Source organism: Leminorella grimontii ATCC 33999 = DSM 5078 (genome assembly GCF_000439085.1).
Taxonomy (GTDB): domain Bacteria; phylum Pseudomonadota; class Gammaproteobacteria; order Enterobacterales; family Enterobacteriaceae; genus Leminorella; species Leminorella grimontii.
Genome location: NZ_KE392227.1, coordinates 85,423 through 101,572 on the forward strand (window position 1 = coordinate 85,423; position 16,150 = coordinate 101,572).

Here is a 16,150-nt window from a genome sequence, read left to right on the forward strand (position 1 = left end):
TAAGGTGATCGACTTAACAAACTGTATATATTTTTATTGTTTGTATAAGCGCTCAGGCATATAACACCGCCAGACTCTTTTTAAATTTTATTCAGGGCGAGGCGGATCTACCGGCGGCCTTCCGGCTCAAACGGGCTCTCGGGTAGCCGGTCAATAACCGCTTACTGCATGAATGCTTACACAGTGAGAACTCTATGATTACAGAAATCATTGCTCTGGCGGTTGTCGTGATTACCGTCTATTTGCTGATAAAACAGTATGAAACGCGCATGGTGTTGGTAGGCTCAGGCCTAATCATGTGCATCGTTGCGCTTAATCCAATGGCCGGTTTTGACGCGTTTGCCAAAAGCATGACCTCCGCCAGCCTGATTCAGGCGATTTGCGCCAGCATGGGCTTCGCCTACGTGATGAAGTACACCACCTGTGACATGCATCTGGTTAAGGCGCTGACCGGCATGATGAGCCGACTGGGGTTCTTTCTCATACCCGCCGCCGTTGCCATAACCTACTTTATCAACATCGCCATTCCCTCTGCGGCAGGCTGTGCGGCAGCGGTTGGCGCCACGCTTATTCCGCTGCTTATCGGCTCGCGCGTACACCCGGCCATTGCGGGCGCGGCGATTTTAACCGGCACCATCGGCTCCCTGCTAAGCCCAGGCCTGTCCCATAACGCCTTTGTCGCCAATCTGTATAACGAAATCATGGCGGGCAACGAAGGCTATACCAAAATAGAGGTTATGGACCTGATTAAATATCATGCGCCTTACAGTATCGCGCTTGGCGCCATCGGGGCCGTGTCTCTTTCTGTTGTCGCGCTGGTACGAAAAGAGTTCCGCGTTCAGCCCGTTGAGGGCTCAGCCTCCGTTGAACAAGGGGAGAAAAAAGAAGAAGTCCGCACCAACTTCGTTTATGCAACCGCGCCGTTCGTTCCGCTTATTCTTCTGATGATTTCCAGCACCACCACCTGGTTTGGCAGCGTGAAGATGACCGTTCCGGCGGCGATGCTGATTGGCGTTATCTACGCCCTTGTCATTACGCGCCGAAGCCCTACCACCATGACGAAAGAGTTCTTCAAAGGCATGGGCGGCGCCTACGGCGACGTGCTGGGTATCATTATCGCAGCGTCCGTATTTGCAGCCGGCCTGAACGCTTCCGGCCTTATTGAGAGCTTTATCTACTTCCTGACCCACCATCCGGAGATGGCCCGCTGGGGCGGCACCCTCGGCCCGTTCCTGATGGGCGTATTGACCGGCTCCGGCGACGCCGCGTCGCTCGCCTTTAACGACACCGTCACCCGCCACGCCATGGAGTTCGGCTACACCATCCCCGATCTGGGCATGGCCGCAACCATGGGAGGCGCAATGGGGCGCTCGATGTCGCCCGTTTCCGGCGTCGCCATCGTATGCGCCGGCGTTGCGATGGTTAACCCGATTGAGCTCGTCAAGCGCACCGCGCCGGGCGTCATCGTCTCACTCATTTTTATCGCGCTGATCCTGCTGTAAGCCTGACCTACAGCGCGCTGAATAGCAGATTTACTAACAGATAAGGAAACTCACTATGTCAAACGTTGATTTAACACAGCTGATCGACTGGCGGCGCGAATTTCACCGCTGCCCGGAGTTCGGCTGGTCCGAATTCACAACCACCGCGCGCCTGATAACGACGCTGCGCGCGATGGGGCTGGAGGTGCTTGCCGGGCCGAAAATTATTAACCGAGACTTCATTTATGGACGTACGCCAGCGCTGGTTGAATCCGGGCTTGCGCGGGCAAAGGCCAACGGCGTCGACGATGCGCTTCTGGCGGAAATGGACGGGCTCACCGGCTGCGTCGCCATTTTCGACAGCGGAAAGCCTGGGCCAACGGTGGCGCTACGCTTTGACATCGACTGCGTCTACGTACAGGAAACCGCAGGGGATGAACATATACCAAACCGCGACGGCTTTGCGTCTAAAAACCCCGGAATGATGCACGCCTGCGGCCACGACGGACACGCGTCCATCGGGCTTGGCATCGCCAAATGGCTGGTCGAAAATGGAAGTCGGCTTACCGGCAAAGTGAAGATAATATTTCAGCCGGCGGAAGAGGGAATGCGCGGCGGCCGTCCGGTCGCGGAGAGTGGCATCGTTGACGACGCCAACTATTTCCTCGGTATGCACTTAGGCTTTATCGCCAAGTCCGGCGAAATCGTCGTTAACCCTAACAACTTCCTTTGCACCACCAAGGTCGACTTCCGCTTCTACGGCGCACCGGCCCACGCCGGCGCAGAGCCGCACGTGGGTATCAACGCGCTGGCGGGCGCCTGCCACGCGGCAACCCAAATGCTCGGCATCTCCCGTCACGGCAAGGGCATGTCGCGCGTTAACGTTGGCGTTATCAGGGCGGGCGAAGGCCGCAACGTTATCCCTTCTTACGGCGAACTGCAGGCCGAAGTGCGCGGAGAGAACGAAGAGATTAATACCTTTATGGCGCAGCAGATGCACCGCATCGCCGAAGGCACCGCGCACAGCTTCAACCTGCGGCTTGAAAGTGAGATCATGGGCGAAGGCGTCGATCTGACTAACGATAAAGAATTGGTCGAGCTGCTGACCGACATCGTCAAACGCAACCCCGAGCTGACCGCCGTTCAGCAGCGCTCGTTCGGCGGCAGCGAAGACGCCACCACCATTGCCAAACGCGTTCAGCGCAACGGCGGCAAGTCGATTTACTTTATCGTCGGCGCCGATCTGAAAGCGGGCCACCATCAGGCGGAATTCGACTTCGATGAGAAGCAGCTAAAAACGGCAGTGGATCTGTTTATTGGCAGCCTGCAGGCGCTGATGGCCAAGTAGCGCTGGCGCGCCGGGCACAAAAATGCCGCTCATTAGAGCGGCATTTTTATTTATCAAAACGTTATCAACGCAATTACAGGATATCCAGCAGCTCAACGTCAAACACCAGCGTGCTGAACGGCGGAATCGACGCGCCCGCGCCGCGCTCGCCGTAGGCCAGATGGTGAGGGATGGTCAAACGCCATTTTGAGCCTACCGGCATCAGCGTCAGCGCCTCAATCCAGCCAGCGATCACGCCGCTGACGGGGAATTCCGCCGGCTCACCGCGCTTCACTGAGCTATCGAAAACCGTGCCGTCGATCAGTTGGCCTGTGTAGTGAACCCGCACGCGATCCTGACGAGACGGAATGGCGCCTTCGCCCTGATGCAGAACTTCAAACTGCAGGCCGGACTCCGTCGAGGTCACTTCGCTGCGCTTGGCATTCTCTTCCAGGTAGCGCACGCCCTCTCCCGCCATTTTTTCCTGCTGTTCGCGGCGAGCACTGTCTGCGCGTTCGTGAATTTCGCGCAGCGCGCGATGCACAACGTCAACCGGTACGGAGGGCTGATTACCCTGCAGGGCGTCGGTCAATCCGGCAACCAGCGCTTCCGGCACCAGCCCTTCCAGACCGGACTCCAGCAGCTGCTGACCCACCTGTAAGCCGATACCGTAACTGGCCTGCGCTTCAATGCTGTCAAAAGAGGGCTTCGTCATGGTTTTTCCTTAGCGTGTTTGTTTTATCTGTTAAAGGTTTCGCAGCATATCACAGGAGATTCGGTAGAAAAAAGCGCTCTGCGGATTAACCGGCCGTATCGCGATACGCCAATGCTTCCCGTTCAAGTCGGCCTTTGCTCGTCAGCCATACAATAAGCGCTAAGACGCTAAGCACGGCGCCCGAAGCGCACACGTAGCGCCATTGCCCATATTGATAGGCCACCGCGGAAATCAGCGAGCCCAGCGCGCCGCCGATAAAGTAGCTGGTCATATAGCCCGCCGTCAGGCGGCTTCTGGCTTCCGGCATCATTCGGTAAATCATTGACTGATTGGTGACGTGCACGCCCTGAACGGCAAAGTCCAGCGCGATAACGCCGACCAACAGCGCACCCAGCGAGTATTCTCCCCAAACGATGGGCAGCCAGGCCAATAAGAGCAGAACCAACCCCTGGGTTGTCGTTCGCGCCCCTTTTCCCTTATCCGCCAGCTGGCCCGCGCCGCTGGCCGCCAAAGCGCCCGCCGCACCGACCAAACCAAACAGACCGATAGCGGCTTCGGAATACCCATAGGGAGGGGAAGCCAGCAAAAACGCCATCGACGTCCAGAGAATGCTGAAATTGGCAAATGAGAGCGCGCCGAGCAGGGCTCGGGTTCGCAGCGTCACGTTGCGGCTAAACAACACCAGAATAGAGCCTAATAGCTGAGGATAGTTTAGGCCTACGGGCTGCTTATAGTACGGCAGCGCGCGCCACAGAATCAGCGCCATCAAAATGGTTAGCGAGGAAGCCAACCAGTATACCGTTCGCCAGCCGCCCAGCGACGCCAGCGCGCCGGCAACGGTTCGCGCCAGCAAAATGCCGAGCAGCAGGCCGCTCATAATAATGCCGACCGCCTTTCCCCGCTTCGCCGGTTCCGCCAGCGTCGCGGCAAAAGGCACCAGCATCTGAGCTACAACGGAAAACAGCCCGGTCAGCGCCGTTCCCACGATAATGCCGGCAACCGTATCAGACATCGCGGTGATAAGCATACCGACCGCGGCCAAAAGCGTCATGCCGACAATCATCCCCCGCCGTTCAAACATATCTCCCAGCGGCACGATAAACATCAGCCCAACCGCATAGCCCAACTGCGCCGCCGTGACGATAAATCCAGCCCGGCTGACGGACAGGTCAAACGCGCTGGCGATAGTCTCTAGCAGCGGCTGGGCATAGTAATTACTGGCGACTACCAGCCCGGTGGCAATCGACATGATGACGATAAGCGTCGGCGTTAGCGCCGGATCCTGCGCGGTTTTTGTCATTGAGTCCTAATGGGGAGTTAAATGTGTGGTGAAAGATATTTTAGTCGCAGTGTGGAAAAAATTGCAGATAAAAACCAGCGCGTCTTAAAGTAAAAACGGTTATCGCTCCAATTATTCACAGGATATTTGATAGAAATATGGGTAAAATCATATTATTGATGAGTGGCCTATTGTCGTTTCAACGTAAACGGATACGCGTGGCGCGAGCGATGAGGAGGAGTTATGCAGGCAAATAACGGCAGACAGCGGCGGCCTCTGGGCGGTAATTCCTGCAAAGCCGCGCTCTTGGCGCTATGGAACCTGCCCGACCGCTTTCACTGGATGTCTCCGCTGCCCAGCGCGCACCGTAAGGGCGTACTTCTTGCCGCGCTGCTTATGCTCGTCGCGTTTCTTTGGCCAGCGGAAGACAAATCGCCCGGCGCGCTGTCCTCTTCGGCACAAGAACAAACCTCTGCCCCCCTAACGCCGGACGTTTCCTCTCCGTCGTCGACGGGTGCGTCCGCGCCTCAGGAAAACGTCGCACCGCCACCGTTGGTCGAATCAGGCGCTCCGTCTCCACAGGCCCCCTCACAGCCTCAGGAAGCTATAGCCGCACCCGCCGAGCCTACTATTGAAACGGCGCAAGCGCCGGCGCAGCCTGAAACGCCGCCTACCGAAGAAGTCTGGAAAGAGTTCACCATCCAGCGCGGCCACACGCTGGCTCAGGTGTTCAGAGATAACCATTTAGTCGTTAACGACGCATACCTGTTGGCGCAGGTAGAGGGACCGGGAAAGCCGGTTAACGCGCTGAGGATTGGCCAGAAGGTGCGCATTCGCGTCGCTGAAGGCAATCAGGTCACCGGACTGGAGGTTGAGCTTACGCCAACCCAGTCGGCGCTGTTTACGCGCCAAAGCAACGGCCGCTTTTTACGCGTTCACTAAGAGGCGCTAGGCCTTGAGCCTGTTCAACAAAAAATCGCGCAGCACCACGCCCTGATTGTGTTCAAGGTCCCGACTGCCAAACATCAGCGTCACGGTTTCCCCCTGCTTTAACAGCGCGAGCAGCGGCGCCCAGGCGTCCTGACGATTCAGCTCATCCACGTAGTCCCGGCAAAACGCCTGCCACTGGGTCGGATCGGCGTGGAAGCGTTTGCGCAGCTCGGTGCTGGGCGCCGCTTCTTTTAGCCAGACGACGCCCTTCAAGCGCTCTTTACTGATGCCTCTGGGCCACAGGCGGTCGGTCAAAAAACTGTTTTTATCGGGATTTTGCGGCGCGTCATAGACCCGCACCAGTCGAATATCGGCCATTTTCTTTCCCTCAGCGAACGACAAAAGTCGCCGACATTATCGGCAGGCAACGAAAAAAATTGCAACCGTATAAAAACAAAAACGCCGGCGAATGCCGGCGTTTTTAACGGGTTAGAAAACTAATAATTAGTCTTCTGCAACCACAACTACGTTCAGCTTAGCAAACACTTCGCCGTGCAGTTGGAAATCAACGTCGTGATCGCCCAGCGTACGGATAACGCCGTTAGGCAGACGCACTTCGCTCTTGGCCACTTCAACGCCGGCTGCGGTTACCGCATCAGCGATATCGCGAGTACCGATAGAACCAAACAGCTTGCCTTCATCGCCTGCTTTAGAAGCGACGGTGACGCTGCCCAGCTCAACGATCTTGGCGGCGCGAGCTTCAGCGGCGGCCAGAACGTCAGCCAGTTTGGCTTCCAGCTCTGCGCGACGCGCTTCGAAGAACTCAACGTTTTTCTTGGTTGCCGGAACCGCCTTACCCTGCGGTACCAGATAGTTACGGGCATAGCCCGCTTTTACGTTAACTTGATCACCCAGGCTGCCCAGGTTAGCTACTTTATCAAGCAGAATAACTTGCATTACCGTATCCTCTTTAAGTTCTTGGACCGAAACCGTTACTGATGGCGATCAGTGTACGGTAACAAAGACAGGTAACGCGCGCGCTTGATAGCGCGAGCCAGCTGGCGCTGGTATTTTGCACGAGTACCGGTGATACGGCTCGGGACAATTTTCCCGCTCTCGGTGATATAGTTTTTCAGCGTTGCGATATCTTTATAGTCGATCTCTTGAACGCCTTCCGCGGTAAAACGGCAGAACTTGCGACGACGGAAATAACGTGCCATATGGCTACTCTCCAGAATCTATCAATTCAATCTGCTCGGCATGTAACACCAGTTTATTAAGACCGTTACGCCCCTGATGGGTGCTGATAAAACCGGTTACTTTCAGGCGACTGCCGACCGTTATACTGTGAGTTAAGGCTTGTGACTGCTGTCCGCTGACGACGACGGGCATTCTACACCACGCCTGCCTTGCAAATCCGGCTTCCTGCTGCCCAGAACGATGTTCTAACACGAACTGGCAGTGGGGTACGCCGGAAGGACTAACCTTACGCAGCGGCGCCTTGCACACGGTGCCAGACAGCGCTAGCCGGTTAACAGTCAACACGAGCTATTACTCTTCAGAATCCCCAGCATCGTCTGAGTCATCATCAGTGGTTTCTTCAGCGTAGTCTTCGCGGCGATCGCGACGATCTTCTTTAGCCTTAACCATTGGAGATGCTTCAGTCACGGCATGCTTGGTGCGCATAACCATGCTGCGGATAACGGCATCGTTGAAACGGAAGTTGGTTTCCAGTTCATCGATCGTTTCCTGCGGTGCTTCAACGTTCAGCAGAACGTAGTGGGCTTTGTGCAGCTTGTTGATTGGGTAAGCCAGTTGACGGCGGCCCCAGTCTTCCAAGCGGTGAATTTCGCCGCCTGCTGCTTTGATTGCACCGGTGTAACGTTCGATCATACCCGGAACTTGTTCGCTCTGGTCAGGATGGACCATAAAGACGATTTCGTAATGACGCATCAATAGCTCCTTACGGATTATTCAGCCTCCTGTCAGGGTCAGCCGTGGCCCATGGAAGCAAGGAACGTGTTTAGTGTGACGGCTGAAAAATTGACGCGCAATTGTACGTTTATCACGGGGGAACTTCAAGGACTGTATGCGCCTTTATGCCTTATTCCATGAAGTTTCCCGTAAACGGCGTCAAGGCCCTGCCTAAATACCGGCCACCGCCTCAACTTCCAACGCCGAGCCGAAGTGCAGCTCGCTAACCCCGGCCACGATGCGCGCCGGGCGATGCCCACCAATCCACTCGGCGTAAATCCGGTTAAACTCCGGCCACTGCGCCATGTCGGTAATAAAAATGCGCACCTGAATCAGCCTGTCTCGGCCGCTTCCCGCCGCGCGCAGCGTGGCGTCAATATTGAATAACACCTGATTCGCCTGCTCGGCAAACGGCCTGTCGGCTAAAACGTTGCCATCTGGATCCACCGGCAGCTGCCCGGACAGATATACCGTATTGCCGTGCACGCAGGCGTGCGAATAGTGGCCGCCCGGCGTGGAAAGCTCAGGGCTGTTTATGCAACTCACCGCTCCGCCCCGCTCATCTTCTATCTTCATTTAATTACCTGCTTTTCTATCTCTGTGGCTTAAGTTCCTGCAACAGTGCTCTACACTCACCTATTGGCGCGGAGCTCTCTTCCATTTTCTACGAATGCAAAAACCGCCTTTACCCATTATGCAGAAAAAATATCGCCCATCAGGTTGCCCGCCTTAAGGCCGGTCCCCGTCAGGATAACCACCGTGGTTTCCCCCGGCTTGATAACGCCGCGCGCAACGAAGGCGTCAACCGCCGCTGCGGCCTGAGCGCTGGTCGGTTCGGCGTACAGCCCCATCCCCGTCAGCTTTCTTACCGCCGCCACGATGTCGGACTCGGTCAGCGCCACCGTATCGCCGCCGGAACGGCGAATGGCCGCCAGCACTTCTTGCAAACGGACAGGGCTTCTGATCGCGGTGCCTTCGGCGATGGTCTTGTCATACACTGTTTCTACCAGCGTGTCGCTGTTGGCCTGGAAGGTCGCGTGGATCGGCGCGCAGTTGGCCGGCTGGGCTATCAGAAGCTTAGGCAGCTTTTTGATTTGGCCGGCGGCCAGCAGTTCGCAAAAGCCGATATCGCAGCCCAGCACGTTGCTGCCGGCGCCGGTGGGGATAATCACGTTATCGGGCGCCTTAAAGCCCAGCTCTTCCCACAGCTCGTAGGCCAGAGACTTGGTACCCTGTAAAAAGAAGGGATGCCAGTTGTGGCTTGCGTAGAAGGTGGTTTCCGACTGGCGTAGGGCTTCGTTTTCGGTATCCTGACGGCTGCCCGGTACGCCCTGTACTTCGGCGCCAAAAGAGCGGCTTTGCAGCAGCTTGGCCGGGGAAGTCGAGTCCGGAGCCAGAATGCGCGCCTTGATGCCCGCTGCCGCACAGGAGGCGGCAATCGCCGCGCCGCCGTTGCCGGAGCTGTCTTCAATCAGCGATTCAACGCCAAGCTGCTTTAAGAAAGAAACCATCACCGACGCGCCGCGATCTTTAAAGCTGCTGGTAGGGTTAAACCACTCCAGCTTGAACATCACGTCGACGCCGCCCCAGCGCTTGGCCACCAGAGGAGTACAGCCCTCGCCGAGCGAAATCGGGCGAGCGATTTCCACCGGCAGCGCGGCGCGATAGCGCCAGATGGAGCGCTCGCGGGTATCGATATCGTCGCGCGTAATGCCCGGCAGCGGCGTTATCATCAGCGGCGCTCGCTTCTCCGAGCACCAGCGGAGTTCATTAATGTCGTAGGAAAGGCCGTTACGCGCATCGACGTAGCGGGGGGCTGCGTTCTTCATCCGTCGTTCTCCCATGGTCCGATAAGAGGAAATAATTACTGTCGGCTACGGTTATACACCGAGGAACAAACACAAACAATAAAGAATTATACAAACTGTTAAGTAAGGGTTCTTTATTCACGCCACAATGCCACCGCATTAACCCGCCAACGTCTTGGCCTGAGCCTATTCAGGCTCACTTTCCTCAGAAAACTCACACAGCTCCGGCGAAACGATCCTCGCGTAATCCTTTACGTTTAGTAAAACGGAGCGCTCAAGGGAACCGGCGTTGAACACCATTTCCTCTTCCTGCTCGAACAGTTTCGGGTCACACACCAGCTTAAGGTCCGGATGGAAGCTAAAGGGCGGGATGGCGCCAAACACGCACTGGGTTAGCTCCATCACCTCTTTGGGGCTCGCAAGGGAAGCGCGCGTGCCGCCGAGCTGGCGGGCGACCAGACTCAAGTTGGCCTTGCGGTGCGCGGGCAATACGGCCAGCACGTGCTGCTTCACGCCGTTGCCCTTAACGTGACACACCAGCGCCTTCGCACCCTGCTCGATTTTCGTTCCCCGCGCCTTCGCCGCGTCGGCGGAGCGCCCGGCGGTTTCGTGTTCGATGACGCGATAGCGCGCGTCGTTGCTGTCTAAAAGCGATATCAGTTGTTCAAAGATAGTGGCAGACACGGCGGTACGCTCCTTCATTACGTTTTTTTGCTAACGGGACATGCTGTTTATCATACTGTACAATTAACGACAAATAGTAAAACGGGTAGCGACGATGACATCAAAAAAGAAACCACAGGCGCCGACCGAAGGCGAAAACGAATTGCTGCTGCGTGAAGCAAAAAAAATCGCCGCCGCGCTGGGGAAAATGTTCGCCCCCGGCTGTGAAGTGGTGGTGCACGACCTGACGCACCCTGAGCACGCCGTCGTCGCGATTGAAAACCCGCTGTCGGGCCGCAAGGTGGGTTCCCCCGCCACCGAGCTGGGGCTGGCGCGCATTCAGGACGCCGAGTTTCCCGACATCGTACAAAACTACCGCAACCACTTCCCCGACGGGCGAGAAGCGAAAAGCACGTCGATCGGCCTTAGAAACAGCAAAGGGGAGTTTGTCGCCGCGCTGTGCCTGAATCTGGACGTCTCCCTGTTCTCGACCATGCAGCGCGTATTGGAGCAGCTCACTGCGATCGAAAGCCCGCAGGCGCCGATGAACGAGTCCCTTAAAACCTGGAAGCTCGACGACATCCGTACCGAAATCAACAACTACGCCGCTAGGCTAAACGCGCAGCCGCGGGCGCTCACCACGGCGCAGCGGCAAAAGCTTATCCGCTCGCTGTCTGAACAGGGGCTGCTGCAACTCAGGGGCGCGGCTACCGTCGCGGCGGATACGCTGGGCATATCGCGAGTATCGATTTATAACGCGTTGAAAAACTGAGCTGGGCCGCTTTAGCCTGAAAACAAAAGCGTGCTGCAATATCATGAAGACTCAGCGTTATTTGACGCAGCGGCCGGAAAATAAAGCACGACTTTCTAAAAAGCCCGCCCGCTATTGACGTTTTTTAGCCACTCCGTATAGTTCGGAGAATCTGGCGGAGAACGCCACACACTTTTCTAAAGATCGGGCAGGTTCATGCAAAGCTTCTTACTCCCTCTCTGGCATCAAATCGTGCTTTCTGCGCCGCTGTTTATTCTCGCGATACTCGGCTATGGACTGATCCGCTGGGGCAAGTGGAGTAAAGTTGCCGCCGACGGGCTTACCCGCTTCGTCTTCTCCGTCGCCCTGCCCGCCATGCTGTTTCGCATGATGTGCAGCTTCTCCAAGCAGCCACCGGTCGATGCTCGCCTGCTGGTGGCCTTTTTCGGCAGCTGCCTTATCGTTTTCGTCATCGGCCGGGTTTTAGCGTCGAAAGCGCTTAAGCTCGACGGCACCTCCGGCTCGGTGTTTGCCTTAGGCGGGATCTTCTCAAACAACGTCATGCTCGGCATTCCGGTCGCGACCGTCGCATTAGGGGAAGCCTCCCTGCCGTCGGTCGCGCTGGTGCTGGTGTTTAACGGCCTCATTCTTTGGACGCTGGTCACCGTATCGGTGGAGTGGTCGCGAAACGGCTCGCTGTCGATTAAAGGCTTTGCCAATACCGCCAAGAACGTGCTGAAAAACCCGCTGATTATCGGCATCATCTCCGGCACGCTGTTTAGCCTCACCGGCTACGATCTGCCGGAATTTATCGATAAGCCCATCGGCATGCTCGGCCAAATCGCCGCCCCGATGTCGCTGGTCGCGCTGGGGATGGGGCTTGCCGAATATCGCATCCGCGACGGCTGGCAGATAAGCTCTATCGTCTGCGTTCTCAAACTGGTAGTTCAGCCGATGGTCGTTTGGGGGCTTGCCGTCGCCCTCGGCCTGCCGCCGATGGAAACTCAGGTTGTGGTTCTCTTAGGCTCGATGGCGGTCGGCGTTAACGTCTATCTGATGGCGCGTCAGTTTAACGTCATCGTCGGCCCGGCGGCGTCCAGCATGGTCATTTCCACCGTGCTGTCGGCCATCACTACGCCGCTGATCCTGACGCTTATCGGCGTTCGCGTTTGACGGTAGGAAAATACCGCCGAGAATCAATCCTGTCCTACACTTTAAGCTGTGTTTGTTCACTTCAGCAGGAAGGAGTATCGCGTGTATCAACTTTATATCGCCAATAAGAACTACTCGTCGTGGTCATTACGCCCTTGGGTGCTGATGAGCCAGCTCGGCATCCCCTTCGAAGAAACGCTGATTCCGTTTTCTTCCGCTCCGGGAGAAAACTGGGAGCATTACCGCGAATTTTCTCCCAACGGCAAAGTCCCCTGTTTGGTCGACAACAAAATCGCCGTCTGGGATTCATTGGCCATCGTTGAATATTTGGCGGAATCCCACCCTGAAGTCTGGCCGCAGGAGCGTCAGCCCAGAGCCTGGGCCCGCAGCGCCTGCGCTGAAATGCATTCGGGCTTTACCTCCCTGCGCAGCACCTGCCCAATGAACGTCGGCGTGCGCCTTCGCCTGCACCAATTGCCGGACGCGCTGGTGAAGGATTTAGATCGCCTCTGTGAACTGTGGGAATCGGGGCTTGAACAGTTCGGCGGGCCGTTCCTGGCCGGGCACGCCTTCACCGCCGTCGATGCGTTCTTTGTGCCCGTTGCCTTCCGCATTCAGAGCTACGGCCTTCAGCTGACGCCCGAAGCAAAAGAGTACGCCCAGCGATTGCTGAACCTACAGTCGGTCATGATGTGGGAAGAGGAAGCGCTGAAAGAAACCTGGCGGGATAAATCACACGATGAGGAAACGCTGGCCGTTGGCGTGCTGCTACAAGACTTGCGCAGCGCCTGATGGCAAAACGCCCGCAAAAAATGCGGGCGTTTATAGTGAAACGTATTGTTATCCGCGCTGGCGTACGATCTCAAACAGGCAAATGCCGGTGGCGACAGAGACGTTTAGCGACGACACGCTGCCCGCCATCGGAATGCTGACCAGCTCGTCACAGTGCTCACGCGTCAACCTGCGCATGCCTTCGCCCTCGGCGCCCATCACCAGCGCAACCGGCCCCTTAAACGTCGACTGATACAGCGTATGGTCGGCCTCGCCGGCGGTACCGACGATCCAAACCTGTTGCTCCTGCAGGTAGCGCAGGGTGCGGGCCAGATTGGTGACGCGAATAAGCGGAACGGTCTCTGCCGCGCCGCAGGCAACCTTCTTGGCCGTCGCGTTAAGCTGGGCCGAGCGATCGCGAGGAACAATCACCGCGTGCACGCCCGCCGCGTCGGCGCTGCGCAGGCAGGCCCCCAGATTGTGGGGATCCGTTACGCCGTCCAGCACCAGCAGGAACGGAGAATCCAGCGCTTCAAGCAGGTCCGGCAGATCGTTTTCCTGATACTGACGCCCCTCCTTCACTCTGGCGATAATGCCCTGATGGACGGCGCCTTCGGTTTTGGCGTCCAGCCACTGGCGGTTGGCGACCTGAACGGAAATGCCGTTTTGCTCAATGGCCTTCACCAGCGGCGCCAGGCGGCGATCGTCGCGCCCTTTTAAAATAAACACTTCGATAAAGCGCTGCGGATCTCGCTCCAGCAGCGACTCGACGGCGTGAATGCCGTAAATGATTTCACTCATAGCGTACTTCGTATCCTGACGATAGCGTAGGGCGGCCTCTGCGCCGCCCCGTGTGATTTAACAAGGAATGCGGATTAACGTTCTGCAGCCTTCTTCGCCCGCTTGCTCTTCAGCGCGGCCGTAATCTTTTTGGTCTTGGCCGACGGCTTCTTGCCCTTTCCCTTCGAGGCCTTATCCGAACCGGCTTCGTCGTTTTTGACCTTCGGCTTTCTCGGCGGCTTTACCCGCACGCCGGTATCGGAGGCGTAGCCCTCGGACTTGCTGCGTCTGGCTGACCGCTTCGCCTTCTCTTTTTCGGTTTTGCCTTCGCCGCGCGGGCGACGCTCGCTGGAAACCAGCGCAAAGTCGATTTTCCGCTCGTCCATATGCACCGCATCAACGCGGATTTCAACCTTATCGCCCAGGCGGAAGGTCTGACCGGAAGACTCGCCAATCAGCCGCTGGCCGACGTTATCGAACCGATAGTAGTCGTTCTCCAGCGTAGAGACGTGCACCAGCCCGTCGATATAGAGATCGTCAAGGCGCACAAAGAAGCCAAAGGCGGTCACGCTGGATATCGTGCCTTTAAACGCTTCGCCGACGTGATCCTGCATAAAGTCGCACTTCAGCCAGTCCGCCACGTCGCGGGTCGCTTCATCGGCGCGACGCTCGGTCAACGAACAGTGTTCGCCGAGCTGCAGCATGTCTTCCATCGCATAGTGCCAGCCGCCGCTGGAGGTCATTCCGCCCTTGCTTCCCGCCAACAGATACTTGATGGCGCGGTGCAGCGACAGGTCGGGATAACGGCGGATTGGCGAAGTAAAGTGCGCGTAGGCGTCCAGCGCCAGGCCGAAGTGACCGCGGTTTTCCGGATCGTACACCGCCTGCTTCATCGAGCGCAGCAGCATGGTTTGCAGCATTTCGCGATCGGGCCTGTCCGCTACGGCGTCCATCAGCTTGGCGTAGTCCTTGGGCGCAGGCTCGAGGCCGCCGCCCAGCGTCAACCCAAGTTCGCCCAAGACGCTTCGAAGCGACGTCAGGTTTTCGCCTTTGGGCTTATCGTGAATGCGGAACAGCGCCGGTTCCTCCGCCCGCTCGACAAAGCGCGCGGCGGAAATATTGGCCAAAATCATGCATTCTTCGATGATCTTATGGGCATCATTACGCACCAACGGCTCGATGCGTTCGATGCGCCGCTCTGCGTTAAAAATAAACTTCGGCTCTTCCGTTTCAAACGAGATGCCGCCCCGCTGCTCGCGGGCGCCGTCCAGCACGCGGTAGAGCTTATGCAGCTCTTCCAGCATCGGCACCAGCGGCGCATAGTGTTCGCGAAGCTCCTGGTCGCCGTCGAGCAGATGGGCCACTTTGGTGTAGGTCAGGCGCGCATGGGAGCTCATCACCGCTTCATAGAACTTGAACGAACTCAGGCGACCGGCCTTGGAAATGGTCATCTCGCATACCATGCACAGGCGATCTACCTGCGGGTTCAGCGAGCACAGCCCGTTGGACAGCACCTCCGGCAGCATTGGGATCACCTGCGACGGGAAGTAAACCGAGTTGCCTCGGCTGCGCGCTTCGGCGTCCAGCGCGGTGCCGGGGCGCACGTAGTAGCTTACGTCGGCGATGGCCACCCACAGGCGCCAGCCGCCGCCGCGATTTTTCTCGCAGCATACCGCGTCGTCAAAGTCACGAGCGTCCTCACCGTCGATAGTCACTAACGGCAGGTCGCGAAGGTCAACGCGCCCCTTTATTGCTTTTTCCGGCACGGTTTCCTTCAGGCCGTTGATTTCATTGAGCACGGATTCAGGCCAGACGTAAGGGATCTCATGGGTTCTGAGCGCGATGTCCACCGCCATGGAGGTGCCCATCTTGTCGCCGAGCACTTCAACGATCTTACCGATGGCCTTGGTGCGCCGCGTCGGACGCTGAGTGAGCTCAACGACCACCACGTAGCCCATTCTGGCGCCCATGATGCTTTCCGGCGGGATCAAAATATCGAAGTTCAGGCGGCTGTCGTCAGGGACGACGAAGCCCACGCCTGAATCGGTAAAGTAGCGGCCGACGATCTGCGCGCTGCGCGGCTCAAGCACTCGAACGACGCGCGCCTCGCGGCGGCCTCGGCGATCGAGGTCCATTGGCTGAGCCAAAATGACGTCGCCGTGCATCGCCATCTTCATCTGTTCAGGGGAAAGGTAAAGGTCGTCCTTGTTGCCCTCCACCCGCAAAAATCCGTAACCGTCACGGTGGCCAATCACCAGGCCCTTCACCATATCCAACCGCTCAGGCAGCGCATAACACTGGCGCCTTGTGAACACCAACTGCCCGTCGCGTTCCATCGCCCGCAGGCGGCGGCGCAGCGCTTCCTGCTGCTCTTCGCTTTTTAGTTCCAACGCCTCTACCAGCTCATCGCGGCTGGCGGGCGCCTGCCGTTTTGACAGCAGGTCGAGAATGTATTCGCGGCTGGGGATGGGGTCATCGTACTTCTCCATTTCGCGAGCCAGGAAAGGATCTTTATTCAT

General features: G+C 57.5%; 18 protein-coding genes. 6 read left to right on the forward strand and 12 right to left on the reverse strand.

Translation table 11 applies throughout. The features are described 5' to 3' along the window. The first annotated feature begins 194 nt into the window (after positions 1 to 194). Together dcuC and G544_RS0119280 are read left to right on the forward strand one after the other, a co-directional pair. Complete coding sequence (gene dcuC / locus G544_RS0119275; protein ID WP_027276089.1) at positions 195 to 1,502, forward strand: C4-dicarboxylate transporter DcuC; 1,308 nt, start codon at positions 195 to 197, stop codon at positions 1,500 to 1,502. Between the two features lie 55 nt (positions 1,503 to 1,557). Next, positions 1,558 to 2,829, forward strand: a complete 1,272-nt coding sequence (locus G544_RS0119280) for an amidohydrolase (protein WP_027276090.1) — start codon at positions 1,558 to 1,560, stop codon at positions 2,827 to 2,829. 73 nt (positions 2,830 to 2,902) lie between these two features. Here G544_RS0119280 and bamJ read toward each other — a convergent pair whose 3' ends face one another. Together bamJ and G544_RS0119290 are read right to left on the reverse strand one after the other, a co-directional pair. After that, complete coding sequence (gene bamJ, locus G544_RS0119285) at positions 2,903 to 3,523, reverse strand: BamJ family beta-barrel-assembly machinery protein (protein WP_027276091.1); 621 nt, start codon at positions 3,521 to 3,523, stop codon at positions 2,903 to 2,905. An 85-nt stretch (positions 3,524 to 3,608) separates the two neighbouring features. Next, on the reverse strand, positions 3,609 to 4,823 hold the full coding sequence (locus tag G544_RS0119290) for an MFS transporter (protein ID WP_027276092.1): 1,215 nt from the start codon (positions 4,821 to 4,823) through the stop codon (positions 3,609 to 3,611). Between the two features lie 222 nt (positions 4,824 to 5,045). On the opposite strand from G544_RS0119290, the gene G544_RS0119295 reads away from it, so the two are divergent. Continuing rightward, the gene (locus G544_RS0119295; RefSeq protein WP_051155848.1) at positions 5,046 to 5,744 is read left to right on the forward strand and encodes a LysM-like peptidoglycan-binding domain-containing protein; all 699 of its coding nucleotides are present in this window, start codon (positions 5,046 to 5,048) and stop codon (positions 5,742 to 5,744) included. Between the two features lie 6 nt (positions 5,745 to 5,750). Here G544_RS0119295 and G544_RS0119300 read toward each other — a convergent pair whose 3' ends face one another. The 8 genes from G544_RS0119300 to G544_RS0119335 all read right to left on the reverse strand — a co-directional run bounded on the left by G544_RS0119300 (position 5,751) and on the right by G544_RS0119335 (position 10,216). Then, positions 5,751 to 6,110 carry a DUF488 domain-containing protein gene (locus G544_RS0119300; RefSeq protein ID WP_027276094.1) on the reverse strand — a complete coding sequence of 120 codons (360 nt, stop codon included), beginning with the start codon at positions 6,108 to 6,110 and terminating at the stop codon, positions 5,751 to 5,753. Positions 6,111 to 6,236: 126 nt separating this feature from the next. Then, positions 6,237 to 6,689: a 50S ribosomal protein L9 gene (gene rplI, locus G544_RS0119305; RefSeq protein ID WP_027276095.1), complete on the reverse strand. Its 453-nt coding sequence runs from the start codon at positions 6,687 to 6,689 to the stop codon at positions 6,237 to 6,239. A 35-nt stretch (positions 6,690 to 6,724) separates the two neighbouring features. Beyond that, complete coding sequence (gene rpsR, locus G544_RS0119310; RefSeq protein ID WP_000135199.1) at positions 6,725 to 6,952, reverse strand: 30S ribosomal protein S18; 228 nt, start codon at positions 6,950 to 6,952, stop codon at positions 6,725 to 6,727. Between the two features lie 4 nt (positions 6,953 to 6,956). Then, positions 6,957 to 7,277, reverse strand: coding sequence for a primosomal replication protein N (priB, locus tag G544_RS21135; RefSeq protein ID WP_036024676.1), 321 nt, complete (start codon positions 7,275 to 7,277; stop codon positions 6,957 to 6,959). Between the two features lie 6 nt (positions 7,278 to 7,283). Continuing rightward, positions 7,284 to 7,685, reverse strand: a complete 402-nt coding sequence (gene rpsF, locus G544_RS0119320; protein WP_027276097.1) for a 30S ribosomal protein S6 — start codon at positions 7,683 to 7,685, stop codon at positions 7,284 to 7,286. A gap of 192 nt (positions 7,686 to 7,877) precedes the next feature. Beyond that, positions 7,878 to 8,282 (reverse strand): RidA family protein, encoded by a 405-nt coding sequence (locus G544_RS0119325; RefSeq protein ID WP_027276098.1) that lies wholly within the window; start codon positions 8,280 to 8,282, stop codon positions 7,878 to 7,880. Positions 8,283 to 8,398: 116 nt separating this feature from the next. Continuing rightward, the gene (locus tag G544_RS0119330; protein WP_027276099.1) at positions 8,399 to 9,535 is read right to left on the reverse strand and encodes a threonine synthase; all 1,137 of its coding nucleotides are present in this window, start codon (positions 9,533 to 9,535) and stop codon (positions 8,399 to 8,401) included. A 165-nt stretch (positions 9,536 to 9,700) separates the two neighbouring features. Further along, positions 9,701 to 10,216, reverse strand: coding sequence for a YbaK/prolyl-tRNA synthetase associated domain-containing protein (locus G544_RS0119335; protein WP_027276100.1), 516 nt, complete (start codon positions 10,214 to 10,216; stop codon positions 9,701 to 9,703). A gap of 76 nt (positions 10,217 to 10,292) precedes the next feature. Between G544_RS0119335 and G544_RS0119340 the strand changes: the two genes are divergently transcribed. The 3 genes from G544_RS0119340 to G544_RS0119350 all read left to right on the forward strand — a co-directional run bounded on the left by G544_RS0119340 (position 10,293) and on the right by G544_RS0119350 (position 12,872). Continuing rightward, positions 10,293 to 10,949 carry a helix-turn-helix transcriptional regulator gene (locus tag G544_RS0119340; protein WP_051155849.1) on the forward strand — a complete coding sequence of 219 codons (657 nt, stop codon included), beginning with the start codon at positions 10,293 to 10,295 and terminating at the stop codon, positions 10,947 to 10,949. A gap of 195 nt (positions 10,950 to 11,144) precedes the next feature. Continuing rightward, a complete protein-coding gene (locus G544_RS0119345; protein WP_027276102.1) occupies positions 11,145 to 12,101 on the forward strand; it encodes an AEC family transporter in 957 nt (318 codons plus the stop codon). 81 nt (positions 12,102 to 12,182) lie between these two features. Beyond that, positions 12,183 to 12,872, forward strand: coding sequence for a glutathione S-transferase family protein (locus G544_RS0119350; protein WP_027276103.1), 690 nt, complete (start codon positions 12,183 to 12,185; stop codon positions 12,870 to 12,872). 48 nt (positions 12,873 to 12,920) lie between these two features. Here the strand turns inward: G544_RS0119350 and rlmB are convergent, their stop codons facing one another. Next, the gene (gene rlmB, locus G544_RS0119355; protein WP_027276104.1) at positions 12,921 to 13,652 is read right to left on the reverse strand and encodes a 23S rRNA (guanosine(2251)-2'-O)-methyltransferase RlmB; all 732 of its coding nucleotides are present in this window, start codon (positions 13,650 to 13,652) and stop codon (positions 12,921 to 12,923) included. Positions 13,653 to 13,726: 74 nt separating this feature from the next. Further along, the gene (gene rnr / locus G544_RS0119360; protein ID WP_027276105.1) at positions 13,727 to 16,150 is read right to left on the reverse strand and encodes a ribonuclease R; all 2,424 of its coding nucleotides are present in this window, start codon (positions 16,148 to 16,150) and stop codon (positions 13,727 to 13,729) included.